Annotated in this window: 11 protein-coding genes; 3 read left to right on the top strand and 8 right to left on the bottom strand. The window is 64.7% G+C overall.

What is annotated here, in order from left to right:
* Positions 1 to 20: 20 nt before the first annotated feature.
* Both treS and glgB read left to right on the top strand, forming a co-directional pair.
* A complete protein-coding gene (gene treS / locus F0A17_RS07255; RefSeq protein ID WP_149327687.1) occupies positions 21 to 3,371 on the top strand; it encodes a maltose alpha-D-glucosyltransferase in 3,351 nt (1,116 codons plus the stop codon).
* Entirely contained in the window at positions 3,364 to 5,586 is a 2,223-nt protein-coding gene (gene glgB, locus F0A17_RS07260) for a 1,4-alpha-glucan branching protein GlgB (protein ID WP_149327688.1), read from the top strand. Before treS ends, glgB begins: the two co-directional genes overlap by 8 nt.
* Positions 5,587 to 5,669: 83 nt before the next feature.
* Here the strand turns inward: glgB and F0A17_RS07265 are convergent, their stop codons facing one another.
* The 8 genes from F0A17_RS07265 to doeA form a co-directional block, all read right to left on the bottom strand.
* Positions 5,670 to 6,356: a haloacid dehalogenase type II gene (locus F0A17_RS07265; RefSeq protein WP_149327689.1), complete on the bottom strand. Its 687-nt coding sequence runs from the start codon at positions 6,354 to 6,356 to the stop codon at positions 5,670 to 5,672.
* A gap of 104 nt (positions 6,357 to 6,460) precedes the next feature.
* Entirely contained in the window at positions 6,461 to 7,414 is a 954-nt protein-coding gene (locus F0A17_RS07270; protein WP_149327690.1) for a cyclodeaminase, read from the bottom strand.
* 58 nt (positions 7,415 to 7,472) lie between these two features.
* Entirely contained in the window at positions 7,473 to 8,471 is a 999-nt protein-coding gene (eutB, locus tag F0A17_RS07275; RefSeq protein WP_149327691.1) for a hydroxyectoine utilization dehydratase EutB, read from the bottom strand.
* Positions 8,472 to 8,597: 126 nt separating this feature from the next.
* Complete coding sequence (locus tag F0A17_RS07280) at positions 8,598 to 10,022, bottom strand: aminotransferase (RefSeq protein ID WP_149327692.1); 1,425 nt, start codon at positions 10,020 to 10,022, stop codon at positions 8,598 to 8,600.
* Positions 10,023 to 10,221: 199 nt separating this feature from the next.
* Complete coding sequence (locus tag F0A17_RS07285; RefSeq protein ID WP_149327693.1) at positions 10,222 to 11,715, bottom strand: NAD-dependent succinate-semialdehyde dehydrogenase; 1,494 nt, start codon at positions 11,713 to 11,715, stop codon at positions 10,222 to 10,224.
* Positions 11,716 to 11,912: 197 nt separating this feature from the next.
* Positions 11,913 to 12,389, bottom strand: a complete 477-nt coding sequence (locus tag F0A17_RS07290; protein WP_149327694.1) for an Lrp/AsnC family transcriptional regulator — start codon at positions 12,387 to 12,389, stop codon at positions 11,913 to 11,915.
* Positions 12,390 to 12,422: 33 nt separating this feature from the next.
* The gene (gene doeB / locus F0A17_RS07295) at positions 12,423 to 13,436 is read right to left on the bottom strand and encodes a N(2)-acetyl-L-2,4-diaminobutanoate deacetylase DoeB (RefSeq protein WP_149327695.1); all 1,014 of its coding nucleotides are present in this window, start codon (positions 13,434 to 13,436) and stop codon (positions 12,423 to 12,425) included.
* A gap of 12 nt (positions 13,437 to 13,448) precedes the next feature.
* On the bottom strand, positions 13,449 to 14,648 hold the full coding sequence (doeA, locus tag F0A17_RS07300; protein WP_149327696.1) for an ectoine hydrolase DoeA: 1,200 nt from the start codon (positions 14,646 to 14,648) through the stop codon (positions 13,449 to 13,451).
* A 207-nt stretch (positions 14,649 to 14,855) separates the two neighbouring features.
* On the opposite strand from doeA, the gene ehuR reads away from it, so the two are divergent.
* Complete coding sequence (gene ehuR / locus F0A17_RS07305) at positions 14,856 to 16,262, top strand: MocR-like ectoine utilization transcription factor EhuR (protein WP_149327697.1); 1,407 nt, start codon at positions 14,856 to 14,858, stop codon at positions 16,260 to 16,262.
* Positions 16,263 to 16,265: the final 3 nt, after the last annotated feature.

A 16,265-nucleotide genomic window follows, 5' to 3' on the forward strand; every position in this document is an offset into this window, starting at 1 on the left:
GTACGCAGGGAGATACGCCAATGATGGATGCCAGCAGCGAAACCCATGCCGTCGAGACCATCGCGTTTCTCGACGACCCCCTCTGGTACAAGGATGCCGTGATCTATCAGGTCCACGTCAAGTCGTTCTTCGATGCCAATGACGACGGCATCGGCGACTTCGAAGGGCTGATCCAGAAACTGGACTATATCGTCGGCCTGGGAGTGAACACGATCTGGGTGTTGCCGTTCTACCCCTCGCCACGCCGCGACGATGGCTACGATATCGCCGAATACACCGGCGTCAGCCCCGATTACGGCACCCTGGCGGATGCCCAGCGCTTTATCGACGAAGCGCACCGACGCGGCCTGCGCGTGCTTACGGAACTGGTCATCAACCACACGTCCGATCAGCATGAGTGGTTCCAGCGCGCGCGGCGCGCGCCGCCGGGATCGCCGGAACGCGATTTCTACGTCTGGTCGGATACCGACCAGAGATACCTGGGCACACGCATCATCTTTCTCGATACCGAGTCATCGAACTGGACCTGGGACCCGGTGGCAGGCGCCTACTACTGGCATCGTTTCTATTCGCACCAGCCGGACCTCAACTTCGACAACCCCCAGGTGCTCGACGAAGTGCTGAAGGTGATGGAGTATTGGCTCGACATGGGGGTCGACGGCCTGCGCCTGGATGCCATTCCCTATCTTGTCGAGCGCGAGGGCACCAACAACGAGAATCTGCCCGAGACCCACGAGGTGCTCAAGAAGATCCGGGCGGTGATCGACGAGCGCTATCCCGACCGCATGCTACTGGCCGAAGCCAACCAATGGCCGGAGGATACCCGCCCCTACTTCGGCGACGGCGACGAGTGCCACATGGCATTCCATTTTCCGCTGATGCCGCGCATGTACATGGCGCTGGCCCAAGAGGACCGTTTCCCGATCACCGATATCCTGCGTCAGACACCAGAGATTCCCGCCATCTGTCAGTGGGCGATCTTTCTGAGGAATCATGACGAGTTGACGCTCGAGATGGTCACCGACAAGGAGCGCGACTACCTCTGGAACCACTACGCCGCCGACCGCCGGGCGCGCATCAATCTGGGCATTCGTCGACGCCTGGCGCCGCTGCTCGAGCGCGACCGTCGTCGGATCGAGCTGCTCAACAGTCTGTTGCTGTCAATGCCGGGCACACCGGTGCTCTACTACGGCGATGAGATCGGCATGGGCGACAACATCTATTTGGGCGACCGTGACGGTGTGCGCACCCCGATGCAATGGACGGTGGACCGCAACGGCGGCTTCTCCCGAGCCGATCCGGCAAGTCTGGTGCTGCCGCCGATCATGGATCCGCTCTACGGCTATCAAACCGTGAACGTCGAGGCCCAGGTGCGCGATTCGCACTCACTTCTTCATAACATGCGGCGGCTCATCGCAGTACGCACCCAGCATCGCGCTTTCAGCCGCGGCACCATGCGCCTGCTATATCCGGCCAACCGCCATGTTCTCGCCTACCTGCGCGAAATGACTCTCGACAATGGCCGAACGGAAACGCTGCTGTGCGTGGCCAACGTGGGGCGTACCGCCCAGGCGGTCGAGCTGGATCTCTCCTCGTTCGCCGGTCAGGTGCCCGTCGAGATGGTGGGCGGCAGCGCCTTTCCGCCGATTGGAAGAATGCCGTACCTGCTCACCCTGCCCCCATATGGCTACTTCTGGTTCCTGCTGGCACCGGAAACCGCCATGCCGGAGTGGCACGTACCGGTACCCGAGCCGATGCCGGAGTACGTCACGCTGATCATCAAGCGACGTCTCGAGGAAATTTTCCAGCCAACCTCGCGGCAGCTGCTCGAGCGCGAGACGCTACCCAGCTACCTGCCCAAGCGGCGCTGGTTTGCCGCCAAGCAGGTGCGCATCGATCAGGTCCGCATGCTCTACCTGGCTCGCCTCGAGCACCAGGAGCGTTCGCTGCTGATCAGCGAACTGGAAGTGACTCACGCCCAGGGTAGCGAGCGCTATCAGCTGCCGCTGGCGTTCCTCGGAGAGGACGAGCAGACCAATGCCCTACCGCAACAGTTGGCCATCGCGAGGGTCCGCCGTTTTCACGAAATCGGGCTTCTGACCGACGCCTTGACGCTGGATGCCTTCGCTCTGGCGGTGCTGGATGCCATGCGCCGGGGGGCCAGCCTCACCTGCGATCTCGGCGAAATCCGCTTCCTGCCCACGTCGACCTTCGCCGAGATGGAATTGCCCGAGCACCCCGACGTGGCGCAGCAGGCCGCAGAACAGTCCAACAGTTCGGTCATCATTGGCCATCAACTCGTTCTCAAGGTGTTCCGGCGCCTGGAGCCGGGCCTGCACCCGGAGGCGGAAATCGGCCGCCATCTCACCGAGCTGGGCTTCGCGCATATCGCACCGCTGCATGGCGAGGTGACCCGTTTCGATGAACAGGGCACTCCCCAGACACTCATGATCCTGCAGGGTTTCATCGACAATCAGGGCGATGCCTGGTCGTGGACGCGAAGTACCCTGGGCCGAGCGATCCGCGAGGCGGTCGTCGACAGGGAGCAGGGACTCGACACCGGTCGCGAGGAAACAGGCTATGGCGCCTTCGAGGAGCTCGAGGAATTTGCCGTGACCCTGGGAAGCCGGCTGGGCGAATTGCACATGGCGCTGGCCGCGCCCAGTCCCGACCCTGCCTTCGCTCCCGAAATCGCGGGAAGAACGCACGTAGCGCATTGGAAACAGCGTGTGCACGAACGCATCGAGGAGGCGTTGGCGCTGCTCGAACGTCACGGGAGCACCGCCGGCGACGCCGAGCGCCAACTGGCCAGCGATATCCTGGCCAAGCGCCATACGCTGATGGAGGCCATCGAGACGATGGCAGGGCTTGCCGAGGGCAGCCTGGTCACTCGCATTCATGGCGACCTGCACTTCGGCCAGGTACTGGTGGCCCACGATGACGCCTATTTCATCGATTTCGAGGGTGAACCGGCCCGCCCACTCGAGGAGCGTCGCGCCAAGGACAGTCCGCTGCGGGATGTAGCGGGCATGCTGCGCTCCTTCGATTACGCCTACGCCAAGATGGAGGAGGCGCAGCCGGGCAACGAAGGCGAGGACGCCCAGACCGTCACCGGCCATGAGGTGGCGGAGCAGTTCCTGCTGCGAGGACGCCAGGCGTTCCTGAACGCCTATTGGCAGGCCACGCTCGACATGCCGCACGAGTGGAAGCATTCGCGCGGGGCGGCGGCGGCGGTCGATCTTTTCGTGCTGGAGAAGACCGCTTACGAAATCGCCTATGAAGCCGCCAATCGCCCCACCTGGTTGGGTGTACCGCTGCGTAGCCTGGCAGCCCTCGTCGACCAACTGAGCCCGGGAGAACCCAATGAGTGACGTCACTGCCAGACCCATGCTGAATCGCGCTCTGTGGTTATCGGAGAACGATGCCGAGGCGCTGGCACGCGGGACCCACCGCAACCCGTTCTCGGTGCTTGGGGTTCACGAAACGGACGAGGGCAACCTTCTGCGCGTCTTCCTGCCCGGCGCCCTGGGTGTCGATGTGCTCGATCGCGTGGACGGAGCCTTGCGTTGCAGCCTGACGGCGATTCAGATTCCCGGCCTCTTCGCGGCCCGGCTGCCGCACGCCGCGCCCTATACCTTGCGTATCCGTTGGCCCAGAGGCGAGCAGATCACTGAGGACCCCTACAGCTTCGGCCTGCTGCTAGGCGAGATGGACCTCTATCTGATCGGCGAGGGCACTCATCGCAACCTGGGGCATTGCCTAGGCGCCCAGCCCATGGACGTGGATGGCGTGGAGGGTGTTCGCTTCGCCGTGTGGGCACCCAACGCCCGGCGGGTATCGGTGGTCGGCAATTTCAATGGCTGGGACGGGCGACGCCATGTCATGCGACTGCGCCACCCCGCCGGGGTGTGGGAGCTGTTCGTACCACGCATCGGTCCGGGCGAGTCGTACAAGTACGAGATCCTCGACGCGCAGGGTGCACTCGGCCTGCGCGCCGACCCCGTGGCGCTCGCCACCGAGACCCCGCCACACACCGCTTCGGTAGTCGCCGACACCCGACCGTTCACTTGGCATGACGATGAATGGCTCGCCAAGCGCGGCGAAAGGCAGGAGCCGAATCGCCCGATCAGCATCTATGAAGTGCATGCCGCGTCCTGGCGCAAGCACGGCGGTGACAACGGCGAACTCTACAACTGGCGGGAGCTGGTCGAGGCCCTGATTCCCTATGTCACCGAGATGGGCTTCACTCATGTCGAGCTGTTACCGATCATGGAACACCCGTTCGGCGGTTCCTGGGGATATCAGCCGCTGAGCCAATTCGCACCCAGCGGGCGCTTCGGCACGCCCGCCGACTTCGCTTACTTCGTCGACGAGTGCCACCGTGCGGGACTCGGCGTGATTCTCGACTGGGTGCCCGCCCACTTCCCTACCGACCCCCACGGCCTGGCTCGCTTCGATGGCACTGCCCTGTACGAATACGAGCATCCGTTCGAGGGCTTCCATCAGGATTGGGACACCTTCATCTACAATCTGGGCCGGCGGGAGGTGCACGGCTTCATGCTGGCCTCGGCGCTGCACTGGCTGCGCCACTTTCATGTCGATGCGCTGCGCGTCGATGCCGTTGCCTCGATGCTCTATCGCAACTATTCGCGCCAGGAAGGCGAGTGGATTCCCAACAAGTACGGGGGCCACGAGAACCTGGAGGCCATCGACTTCCTCCGCCACCTCAACGATGTCGTCGCCGAAGAGGCGCCAGGGGCGATGGTCATCGCCGAGGAGTCCACAGCCTGGCCCGGCGTCACCCGGCCGACCGCCGAGGGCGGGCTGGGCTTCGCCTATAAATGGAACATGGGCTGGATGCACGATACCCTGGAGTACATGGCCAACGATCCGGTATACCGCTCCTATGCGCACCACGACATGACGTTTCCGATGGTCTACGCCTTTTCCGAACGCTATGTCCTGCCGATTTCCCACGACGAGGTGGTGCACGGCAAGGGATCGCTGATCGGCAAGATGCCGGGGGACGAGTGGCAGCGATTCGCCAACCTGCGCGCCTATCTCTCGGTCATGTGGTCCCAGCCCGGAAAGAAACTGCTGTTCATGGGCTGCGAGTTCGCTCAGTGGCGCGAATGGAGCCATGACCGCGAGCTGGATTGGTCGCTGCTCGGCGAGCCCCGCCATGCCGGCATCCGTCGGCTGATCGCCGATCTCAATCGACTCTACGTCGAGGAGCCCGCACTGCACGAGTGCGATAGCGAGCCTCAGGGTTTCACCTGGGTTGTGGGCAACGACAACACCAACAGCGTCTTTGCCTGGCTGCGATGGAGCGCCTCGGGCGAGCCACTGCTGGTGATCGCCAACATGACGCCGGTTCCCCGCGAAGGTTACCGACTGGGCGTGCCCCATACCGGTGAGTGGGAGGAAATCTTCAATAGCGATGCCGAGTGCTACGGGGGAACGAACTTGGGCAACATGGGCCGCGTCATGGCCGATGACATGCCTCTTCATGGCCAGGGCGCCAGCTTGGCACTATCGCTGCCGCCGCTGGCAGCCCTGCTGTTGCGCCCGGTCGAGGCGCACTGACCGACATCGGAGGAGACGTTGACGCCGGCCGATCCGCATCGACACGCTGGCGTCATTCAGTGTGAAGGACAGCGAATATTATCCTAGCCCAGCCTCTCCGCCAGCGCGTCGAGCTCGGCCACGGTCAGGTCGGGCTCGATGCCCCACGGGTCGAAGGGTGCGTCGAGGCTGCGCCGCACCCAGGCGGCATGCAGCCCGGCATGCCGAGCGCCGATCGCGTCGAAAGGATTGCTGGTAATCAGCCAGGTATCGCCGGGGGCGACATCCAGGCGATGACGCAGATGCGCATAGACGGCCGGGTCGGGCTTGAAGCGTTTCACCTCGTCGACACTGATCACATCCTCGAAGCGGCTGCGGATGCCGGCCTGCTCGAGCAGCCCCTCGACCGCCTCCCGAGTGCCGTTGGAGAAGGCCACGCAGCGCATCCCGGTTGCCGTCAGGCGCGCCAGCGCGTCGGCTACCTCGGGAAAGGCCGGCAGGCGGGAATAGACCGCCATCAAGTGTTCCTTGTCGACCTCGGAGAGTCGCGTCTGCAAGACGCGGTCGGTGAATTCCAGCGCCTCCTGTGTGCATTGATCGAAAGGCACGTAGGCGCCCATCAGACCACGACGGAAGCTGTACTCCAGCTGCTTGTCGCGCCAACGGCGTGAGAATTCGGGGGCCAGCGAGGCCCTGTCAGCCGAGCTGCCGAGCCGCTTTTCCAACTCGGCGACCACGCCATGGGTGTCGATCAGGGTGCCGTACACGTCGAAGGCCAGAACCGTTGCCATCTGCAGCGCTCCTTGTCGTGGGGATAGACAACAGCATGAGATGCGATTCGGCCTGACACAAGCCGGCCGTATTCCGCTCACCCCCGAATGAGTCGACGGCGGTACTAGCCCTCGCCGAGACGCGACAGTGCAAAGCCGGCGATGGCGGTATCCTGTACCCCCGTGCCGGTCAGGTCGCACACCGTAATGGCGGTGTCCGAGACCCGCAATCGTTCGCCGCGTTCGATCACCCGACCCAGCTCATGAACCTTGAACGGCGGCTCGCGTTCCTGCCCGGCGAAGACCTTGAGTTCCCCGTTGTGCTCGCTCTGGGCGCGAGTGTCGCAGACGAAGGCATCGGCGCGGGTCAGTACCGACTCGTCGAGTTCGCGCTTGTCGGGGCTGTCCGACCCCATGGCGGTGATGTGCACCCCCTCGGGCAGGTCGCGGGCGTGCAGCAGTGGCTCTCGCGACGGCGTGGCGGTGACGATGATGTCGGCCTGCGCGCAGGCGGCGTGAACGCTGTCGTGCAGGCTGACGGTAAACCCACGGCTGCGCATGAGATCGGCATAGGCCTCGGCACCTTCCGGGCGGCGCGCCCAGACGTCCAGGGTATCGACGTTTCGTACCAGACGCAGTGCCTCGATCTGACGCTGGGCTTGCTCGCCGGCGCCGATCACCGCCACCCGACGACTGTCTTCGCGGGAGAGATGCTTCGCGGCGATGGCTCCGGCAACGGCGGTGCGCACCATGGTCAGGTAGCCTTCGTCGAACAACACGGCCTCGACCCGTCCCGTCTCGGCGGAGAACAGCATCATCAAGCCGCTGAGGCTTGGCAGGCCGCGCTTGGTGTTGTCGAAGGAGCCGGTACTGACCTTGATGGCGAAGTGCTCCCAGCCCTTGATGTGCGCCGTCTTGACGTCGACTTCGCTATTGAACTCCTCCATCGACATCGACAGGATTGGCGGCTGTATAGCCTCGCCGCGACCCAGGGCAGCGAAACCCGCCTCGACCTGACGCAGCGCCTGCTCATCGATACCGATCACTGCTGCGATTTCGTCACGCTGATAGAGCCTCATCTCTCCTCCTTGTTAGCCAAGAGCGAATCCAGGAAGCGCTGAACAATGGCTCTCTTCTTCAACGTCCGACCATGGCCCGCGCCCGATCCAGCGTCTCCAGCGCCACGCCGTTGCCGGACAGGACCAACGCCACTCGCTCACCGCGCACGTCGAGGCCATGCGCAGCCAACGCGGCAAGCCCCACCGCGGCGGCTCCCTCCACCAGCAGCTTCTCGTGCTCGAGGATATCGACCATGGCATGGGCGATGGCCTCCTCCGAGACTTGGCAATGGTCGTCCATCACCTCGCGTACCAGCTCGAAGGTGCAGTGATTGTCGAGGCCGATGCCGCCGCCCAGCGAGTCGGCCAGGCTTGCGACCTCCTCCACCGCCACGGGTCGGCCCGCCTGCAGGCTCTCCCACATGGCCGCACCGTGCGCAAGGCTCACTCCGGTAATGTTCGCCTCGGGCCGAATGGCCTTTACCGCCGCGCCGATGCCGCCGAGCAGCCCGCCGCCGGAGAGCCCGACGATGACTCGGTCGAGGTCCGGGGCATCCTCCATCAGTTCCAGACCGATGGTGCCCTGCCCGGCCGCGATCCGCGGGTCGTCGAAGGGCGGGATCAGGGTCATGCCGCGCTCACACACCAGCCGCTCGACCTCGCCGAAGGCCTCGTCCTGGCTCTCACCCACGCGCCGCACCTCGGCGCCCAGCGCCTCGATGGCGGCCACCTTGTTGGCCGGCACCAGCCGCGACAGGCAGATCGTCGCCGGTACGCCGAGCCGGGCTGCGGCGTATGCCACCGCACGGCCGTGGTTGCCGGTGGATGCCGTGGTCACGCCGGCAGCCAGGGCGTCGCGGCCGTGGCGTTCGATCAGCGCGGCGATCATGTTGGCGGCGCCGCGCAGCTTGAAGGCGCCGGTCGGCTGCTGGGTTTCCAGCTTGAGCAGGATCTCGGCATCGAAACGCTCGGAGAGCGCCTGGGAACGGATCAGCGGCGTACGCACCACCTGACCGGCAATGCGACGACGCGCTTGGTACACGGAAGCGAGGGAAACACCGTGCTGAGGTTGCGACATGGCGATGCAGTCTCAACGGCTCGTTGCAAGGGGTGAGGTTTTTCCAGACTAGAAAAGGTTGCCGGCAAGGGCCAAGAAAAAGGCCGCGGGTTCGATCCCCGCGGCCTTTGATCCAGCTTGGAAGAGTTAGCCGACCGACATGCTGGCCTTGACGGCACCTTCGCGGACCAGTTGGTCGGTGACCTTGTTCACCGCGCGCTCGGCGCGGGCGACGATCTCGTCGACCTCGGCGCGGGTGGCCACCAGCGGCGGCGCGAAGCCGAGGATGTCGCCCTGGGGCATGGCGCGGGCGATCAGGTTCTCGTCCAGCGCCGCCGCGGACATGCGCGGGCCGACCTTGTGCGCGGCATCGAAGTGCTTGCGCTTGGCCGGGTCGACGGAGAACTCCAGTGCGGCCAGCATGCCCACGCCGCGCACGTTGCCGACGATGGGATGATCGCCGAAGGCGGCCTGCATCTGCTGCTGCAGGTAGGCGCCGGTCTCGGCGGCGTTCCGGGTCAGCCCTTCTCGCTCGATGATCGCCAGGTTGGCCAGCGCCGCGGCGCAGCCCAGGGCGTGGCCGGAGTAGGTCCAGCCGTGGCCGATGGGGCCGTACTCGCCGGTGCCCTGCTCCAGCACGTTCCATACGCGGTCGCCGACGATCACGCCGGAGAGCGGCTGATAGGCGCTGGTCAGACCCTTGGCGACGGTGATCAGGTCGGGCTTGATGCCGTAGTGATGGCTGCCGAAGTCGGCGCCGATACGACCGAAGCCGCATACCACTTCGTCGGCGATCAACAGCACGTCGTACTTGGCCAGCACGGCCTGGATCGCTTCCCAGTAACCTTCCGGCGGCGGCACGATGCCGCCGGTGCCGAGCACAGGCTCGCCGATGAAGGCGGCCACGGTGTCGGGACCCTCGGCCAGGATCATCTCCTCCAGCTTCTTCGCGCAGTACTGGGAGAACTCGCGCTCGCTCATGGCCTCCTGCTCGGCGGCGCGGTGGTAGTAGTACGGCGCCTCGGTGTGCAGGATGCCGGCCAGCGGCAGGTCGAACTGGTCGTGGAATGCCTTGAGGCCGGTCAGCGAGCCGGTGGCCAGCCCCGAGCCGTGATAGCCGCGCTGGCGCGAGATGATCTTCTTCTTCTGCGGGCGGCCCAGCACGTTGTTGTAGTAGCGCACGATCTTGAGCTGGGTCTCGTTGGCATCACTGCCGCCGAGGCCGTAGTAGACCTTGGACATGCCGGGGCCGGCGAGCTCGATGATCTTCTCGGACAGTGCAATCTGCGGCTCGTTGGAGTGGCCCACGTACGTGTGGTAGTAGGAAAGTTCCAGCGCCTGCTGATAGATCGCCTCGGCCACCTCGGTGCGGCCGTAGCCGATGTTGACGCAGTACAGCCCGGCGAAGCCGTCGATGAACTCGCGGCCGTCCTTGTCGACGATGTGAATGCCCTTGCCGCCGGTGATCACCCGGCCCGGCGCGTCGCCGTGGGCGAAGTCGCGAAGGTGGGTGGAGGCGTGGAAGGTGACCTTGCGGTCGCGCTCGATCAGATCGCGGTGCTGCTGGCTCATGGTGCTCTCTCTTCTCTATCAGGTCCCCGCCGCAGCGGGGAGATGTTCAATTCGTTTGTATTGCTCAAGGTTGGGCTGCCGAGCCGGGAGCTCTGCGAGCAAAGGCCTGGCTAGGCGAAGCGCTGCCGGGAAAGCGGAGTGGACTTTTGTCCATGAGCATTTCACGGTAGCGGTTCAACAACGCTAGGCCGAAGCGCAGCTAGCTCCCCGATACAGACCCCAAGGCCCCCAGGCAGTAATACTTCGTCTCGAGATACTCGTCGATCCCGGTGATGCCGCCCTCGCGGCCCAGCCCCGACTGCTTCACGCCGCCGAAGGGCACGGGCGGGCCGGTCATCTTCACCGAGTTGACGCTGACCATGCCGTACTCCAGCGCCCGCAGCAGCTTCCAGATGCGGCGGATGTCGTGGGTATAGACGTAGGCCGCCAGGCCGTACTCGGTGTCGTTGGCCATCCCGATCACCTCATCGTCGTCGCGATAGGCGGTCACGCCGGCCACCGGGGCGAAGTTCTCCTCGCGCCACACCTTCATCTCGGGCGTCACGCCGGTGAGCAGCGTGGGCATGAAGAAGTTCTCGCCCGGCGCCCGGGTCTGGTCGCCAGCCACCAGCGTGGCCCCGCGGGAGATGGCGTCGTCGACGATGGCCGAGGCCTTGTCCACCGCCTGGCGGTGGATCAGCGGCCCCAGGTCGACCTCACTCTCCATGCCGTTGCCCACGGTCAATGCCGCCATGCGCTCGGCGAAGTGCGCGACGAACTCGTCATGGATCGACTCGTGCACCAGGATGCGGTTGGCCGCCAGGCAGTCCTGGCCCGCGGTCTGGAACTTGGCCGCCACCGCGGCGAAGGCCGCCTCCTTGGGGTCCATGTCCGGGCCGACGATGAACGGTGCGTTGCCGCCCAGCTCCAGCGAGACGCGCTTCACCGTCTGCGCGCTCTGTTCCAGCAGCAGCCGCCCGACGCGAGTGGAACCGGTGAAGGATAGCGCCTTGACGCGCTCCTCGGCACACAGAATCTTCGACACCTCCGCGGGCTCGCCCAGCACCACATTGAAGACCCCGGCGGGGATGCCGGCGCGCTCGGCCAGCTCGGCCAGTGCCAGCGCCGAGAACGGCGTCTCGCCGGCCGGCTTGACGATCACCGGACAACCGGCGGCCATGGCGGCGGCGGCCTTGCGGGTGATCATCGCCAGCGGGAAGTTCCACGGTGTGATCAGCGCGGCGATGCCCACCGGCTCCTTGATCGTGCCCAGCGTGGCGTTGGGAATGTGGCTGGGGATGGTCTCGCCGAAGGTACGCTTGCCCTCCTCGGCGAACCAGCGCACGAAGCTGGCGCCGTATTCGACTTCACCGCGTGCGTCGGGCAGCGGCTTGCCCTGCTCCAGGGTCATGAGGGTGGCCAGGTCCTCGCGGTTGGCCTGCAGCAGATCGTGCCAGGCCAACAGGCGCTCGCAGCGCTCGTCGGCACGCAATGCACGCCATTGGGCGAAAGCCGCATCGGCAGCGTCCACGGCCTCGCGGATCTGGTGGGCGTCGAGCCAGGGAATGTAACCGATGGCCTCGCCCGTGGCCGGATCGTAGACCGTCTCTTCCCGGCCGCTGTCGCCGTGGGTCCACTTGCCGTTCACGTAGGCGTGCTGACGGAACAGGCGCGGATCGTCGAGTTGCGCGGACAGCGTATTGGACAGTTTCATGGGCACCTCCCCTGACACCGGCCCGTGCTGGCGGGACCAATGATGGCAAAAACAGACGAACAGCCAGCGGCTGCTCAATGCCCATAGCGTATAGGGGAAAGGCGATCAGGACTTTTCGTTAGCCGGCAAGGCGAATGCGCTTTTTTTTGTCCTCCGTGAGGAAGTTGCGTTTTTTTCTGTCGCGCCTCCCCCGGGTTTCAGGAGGAAAAGTCATCCCTGGAGAAGCCATGAGCGGGGCTTTTCACCGTCTTGGTGACGATATAGGTGAAATAACGCTCGATGCCGGCCTCCGAAGCGAGCCATTCATCGATCAATCGCTGATAGGCATCGACGGAGTCGGCCTCCACCTTCATCAGGTAATCGACGCCGCCGCCCACCGCCACACATTCGGTAACCTCGGGTCTCTCGCGGACCAGCGACTCGAAGCGGGCAAAGCTCTCGGCATTGTGCTGCTTGAGCTCGATCTGAACCCATACCGGCGTACGCTTCACCAACGCATTGGGATTGATGCGGGCGCTGTAGCCCTGGATGATGCCGGCCCTCTCCAGTCGCCGCACGCGCTCCCAGCAAGGGCTGACCGAGAGATTGATCGCCTCGGCCAGCTTCGACTTGGTGATGCGCCCGTCGCGGGACAGGATCTCGAGAATCTTCAGGTCATAGCGATCGAGCTTCATTTTTCTCTCTTGTGGGTGGCACAACGGCTGCGGTCAGCCGAGTGAGTCGACGACTTCGGCGATGACGGCAATGGTATCGCCCATATGGACCTGTGCGGGGAAGCGGCGCGCCGCCAGCACACCGCTGCGCTCGGCGCGATACTCTACCGGTGGGGTACCGCTACGGGTCATGTCGTAGATCCGAGCGATCACCTCGCCCTTCTCCACCACGTCGCCAAGGGCCAGGGTCAGCTCGAGAAGGCCACTGTGTTCGCTCTGCACGTAACAGCTGGCGTCGGGCATGTCGAGGTAAACCTGGGGCTCGGCGGGCATTTCCACCTCGCCGTCGAGCAGTCCGAAGTGGATCAGGAAGTTGCGCACGCCACGCTCGGTGACGGCGAGACTCTCGGGTGTCGAAGTGCCGCCGCCGCCGAGCTCGGTGGCCACGAAAACCTTGCCCTGGCTTTCGACCACGGTGTCGAACAGCGCCGCGGCGTCGAGCTCGAACATCATCATGGCATAAGGAGCACCGAAGGCCTTGGCACCCTCGAGCGCCTGACGCTGCTGCTCGGGATTCTCGAGGACATGGGAGGCGCCGAAGGGAATGATGTCCAGCGTGCGCCCCCCCGAATGCAAGTCGAGCACCATGTCGCACATCGGCACCAGCACTCGGGTGAAGTAGTCGGCGATCTTCTGGGTGACGTTGCCGTCGGGGTCGCCTGGAAAGCTGCGGTTGAGATTGCCGCCATCCATCGGCGAGGTCCGTGTCCCGGCCATGGCCGCCGGGGCGTTCATCATGGGCACGATGATCACTCGACCGTGGACATCCTCCGCCCGCAGGGAGCTGGTGAGCTTCATCAGGGCGGTGATGCCTTCGTATTCATCGCCGTGATTGCCACCGGTAAGCAGCGCCGTGGGCCCCTCGCCATTCTTGATCACGGTGATCGGGATCATCACCGCCCCCCAGGCCGACTCGTCGGTGGAGATCGGCAGCTTGAGGAAGCCATGCTGGACGCCAACGGCGTCGAAATCGACGGTGGCGCTAATCGGGCTGGGTCGCTTGCTCATCTTGGGCTCTCCTTATTTCACGAATAGCTGGCGGGGGAAATTGGCCAGCGCCTCGCAGCCGGTCTCGGTAATCAGAATGCTTTCGGTGATCTCGAGTCCCCAGTCGTCCTGCCACAGGCCCGGCATGAAGTGGAAGGTCATGCCCGGCTCCAGTATGGTCTCGTCGGAGGGACGCAGGCTCATGGTGCGCTCGCCCCAGTCCGGCGGATAGCTGATGCCGATGGGGTAGCCGCAGCGAGCGCCGCCGCGGTCGAAGCCGTACTTGTCCATGGCCGCGCCCAACGCCATGGCGATATCGGCAGTGCGATTGCCCGGCTTGGCCACGGCAAGGCCGTTCTCGATTCCTTCAAGCAGCGCCGATTCGGCACGCACGAAGTCCTGGGGCGGACGCCCGAGGTAGACGGTGCGCGACAGCGGCGCGTGGTAGCGCTTGAACACGCCGGCGATCTCGAAGAAGGTGCCCTCGCCCTCGCGGAACGGCGTGTCGTCCCAGGTCAGGTGCGGGGCCGCCGCATCCTTGCCGGTGGGCAGCATCGGTACGATGGCGGGGTAGTCGCCTCCATACATGTTGCCATGCTCGTCCACGCAGCCCTCGATGCCGACGCGATAGATTTCCGAGACCAGCTTGCTCTTGGGCAGGCCCGGCTCGATCATTTCGAGAATCCGTGAATGCATGCCCTCGACGATCTTGCCGGCAACCCGCATGTAGGCGATTTCCTGGGGCGACTTGATGGCGCGGCACCAGTTGACCAGCGAATTGGCATCCATGAAACGGGCGTGCGGCAACTCACGCAGCAAGCTTTGATAGGCCTTGGCCGAGAAATAGTAGTTATCCATCTCCAGCCCTACGACACCCTGATGCCAGCCGCGGTCGGGCATGATCGACTGGGCCAGGTAATCCATGGGATGCATGTCGGGGTTCTGGACGTAGTAATCGGGGTAATAGGTGATGTTGTCGGGGTCGATCCAACAGGTGCGCAGCGCCCCGTTGGCATCCATGCGCCGTCCGTACCATACCGGTTCGCCCTCCAGGCCCACCAGTACGCACTGATGCACATAAAACGACCAGCCGTCGTAGCCGGTCAACCAGGCCATGTTGGACGGATCGCTGATGACCAGCACGTCGATACCGCGGCTGGCCATCTCGGCGCGGACCTTCCATAGCCGGCTTGCATATTCTTCACGAGTGAAGGGCAGGGATACCTGTGTCATTGGCCACTCGCCATCGCATCACCAATAACCGGCCGTCTCCAGGGGAGAGGGCCGGGCCGGGGTGGCGGACATTGGCGCGGGCGAAGCATCGGGTCGCCCGAAATCGTCATGACTCATATTGACCAAAAACATGACAATTTCTCGTCAATGCCGCTAAGCTGATAGTAGCACCCCCCCTTGGTTGGCGGTCAAAGGCTTTATTGAATCATGACAATTGATCTGACCCCGTACCTGTCGGATACCGGTCCCAAATATCTGTCGATTGCGCGCGCCCTGTCGGAAGCGGTGCGTCAGGGCGAGTTGATTCCCGGCACTCGCCTGCCTCCCCATCGGCAGTTGGCCGAGAGTCTGGGCGTCAGCGTGCAGACCGTCTCGCGCGCTTACGCCCAGGCCGAGAAGATGGGTCTGGTCCAGGCGCGGGTGGGCAGCGGCACGTGGATCAATGCGCTCGATGACGCCCGGGAGTCAGCCTATCTCCGCGGCCAGGAGGTGCGTCACGAAACACCGCTGATCGACCTGTCGATCGCTCACCCGGTATGCCCACCCGGCCATCACTTGCGCTTTCGCCAGGCACTGACGGAGCTTGCCGAACAGGCCAGTCCGGAAGTGATCACTGCCTGCCGCCCCATTGCCGGTTTGCTGCACCAACGCGAGCGGGCCAGTGTCTGGTTGCAAACACGCCTCCACGTGCCCGGGGAGCTGGATGACCGGATTCTCTGCAACGGCGCCGCCCACGCCCTGATGCTGGCGATATCCAGCGTCGTGCAGCATGGCGACCTGGTGCTGACCGAAGCCCTGACCGACCATGGGTTGATCGCGCTTTCGCGCACGCTGGGCTTCCAACTGCGCGGGGTCGCAATCGACGCCGAGGGTCTCATACCCGAGGCTCTCGAGCTGGCCTGCCAGCGTTTCAAGCCACGCGCGCTCTATCTCACCCCGACTCAGCTCAACCCCACCGGGGCGACCATGAGCGAGACGCGTCGGGATGCCGTGGCAGAGGTGCTGGCCCGTCACCGGGTCTGGCTGATCGAGGACGACGTGCATGCGCTCCTGGAGGCGCCGGGCTTCACGCCGGTCGCGGCACGCATCCCGCAGCTCAGTTTCCACGTCACCAGCCTGACCAAGGTGACCGTGCCGGGACTTCGCGCTGGCTACCTCACCGTGCCGCGCGGCCAGCTACACCATGTGCTGCCGCGCATGCGCGCAACGACCTGGATGGCCACGCCGTTGATCTTCGAGATCGCCGACCGTTGGCTCGCCGACGGCACCGTCGAGGCCATGGCCGCCGAGCAACGCGACCTGCTTGGCGAACGCCAGCGGCTCGCCACTCGGTTGCTCGGACATCATACGCTCGAATCGCGGCCCACCAGCCTGCATGCTTGGGTGACCCTACCCGATGCCTGGCGTGCCGAAGAACTGCAGCAACAGGCCGAACAGGAGGGCCTGGCCATCACCACCGCGGTGCCCTTCATGGTAGAGCAGACCCCGCCGCCGCGGCGCATCCGGTTGAGCCTGGGCGCCGAGCAGGACATTGAACGTCTGGAGGAAGGCCTCAAGCGGCTGGCCGTGCTGCTCGACGAAGCCCCACCGCCCATGATGCAAATCGTGTACTGAGAG

Source organism: Billgrantia pellis (assembly GCF_008297955.1).
Lineage (GTDB): Bacteria > Pseudomonadota > Gammaproteobacteria > Pseudomonadales > Halomonadaceae > Halomonas > Halomonas pellis.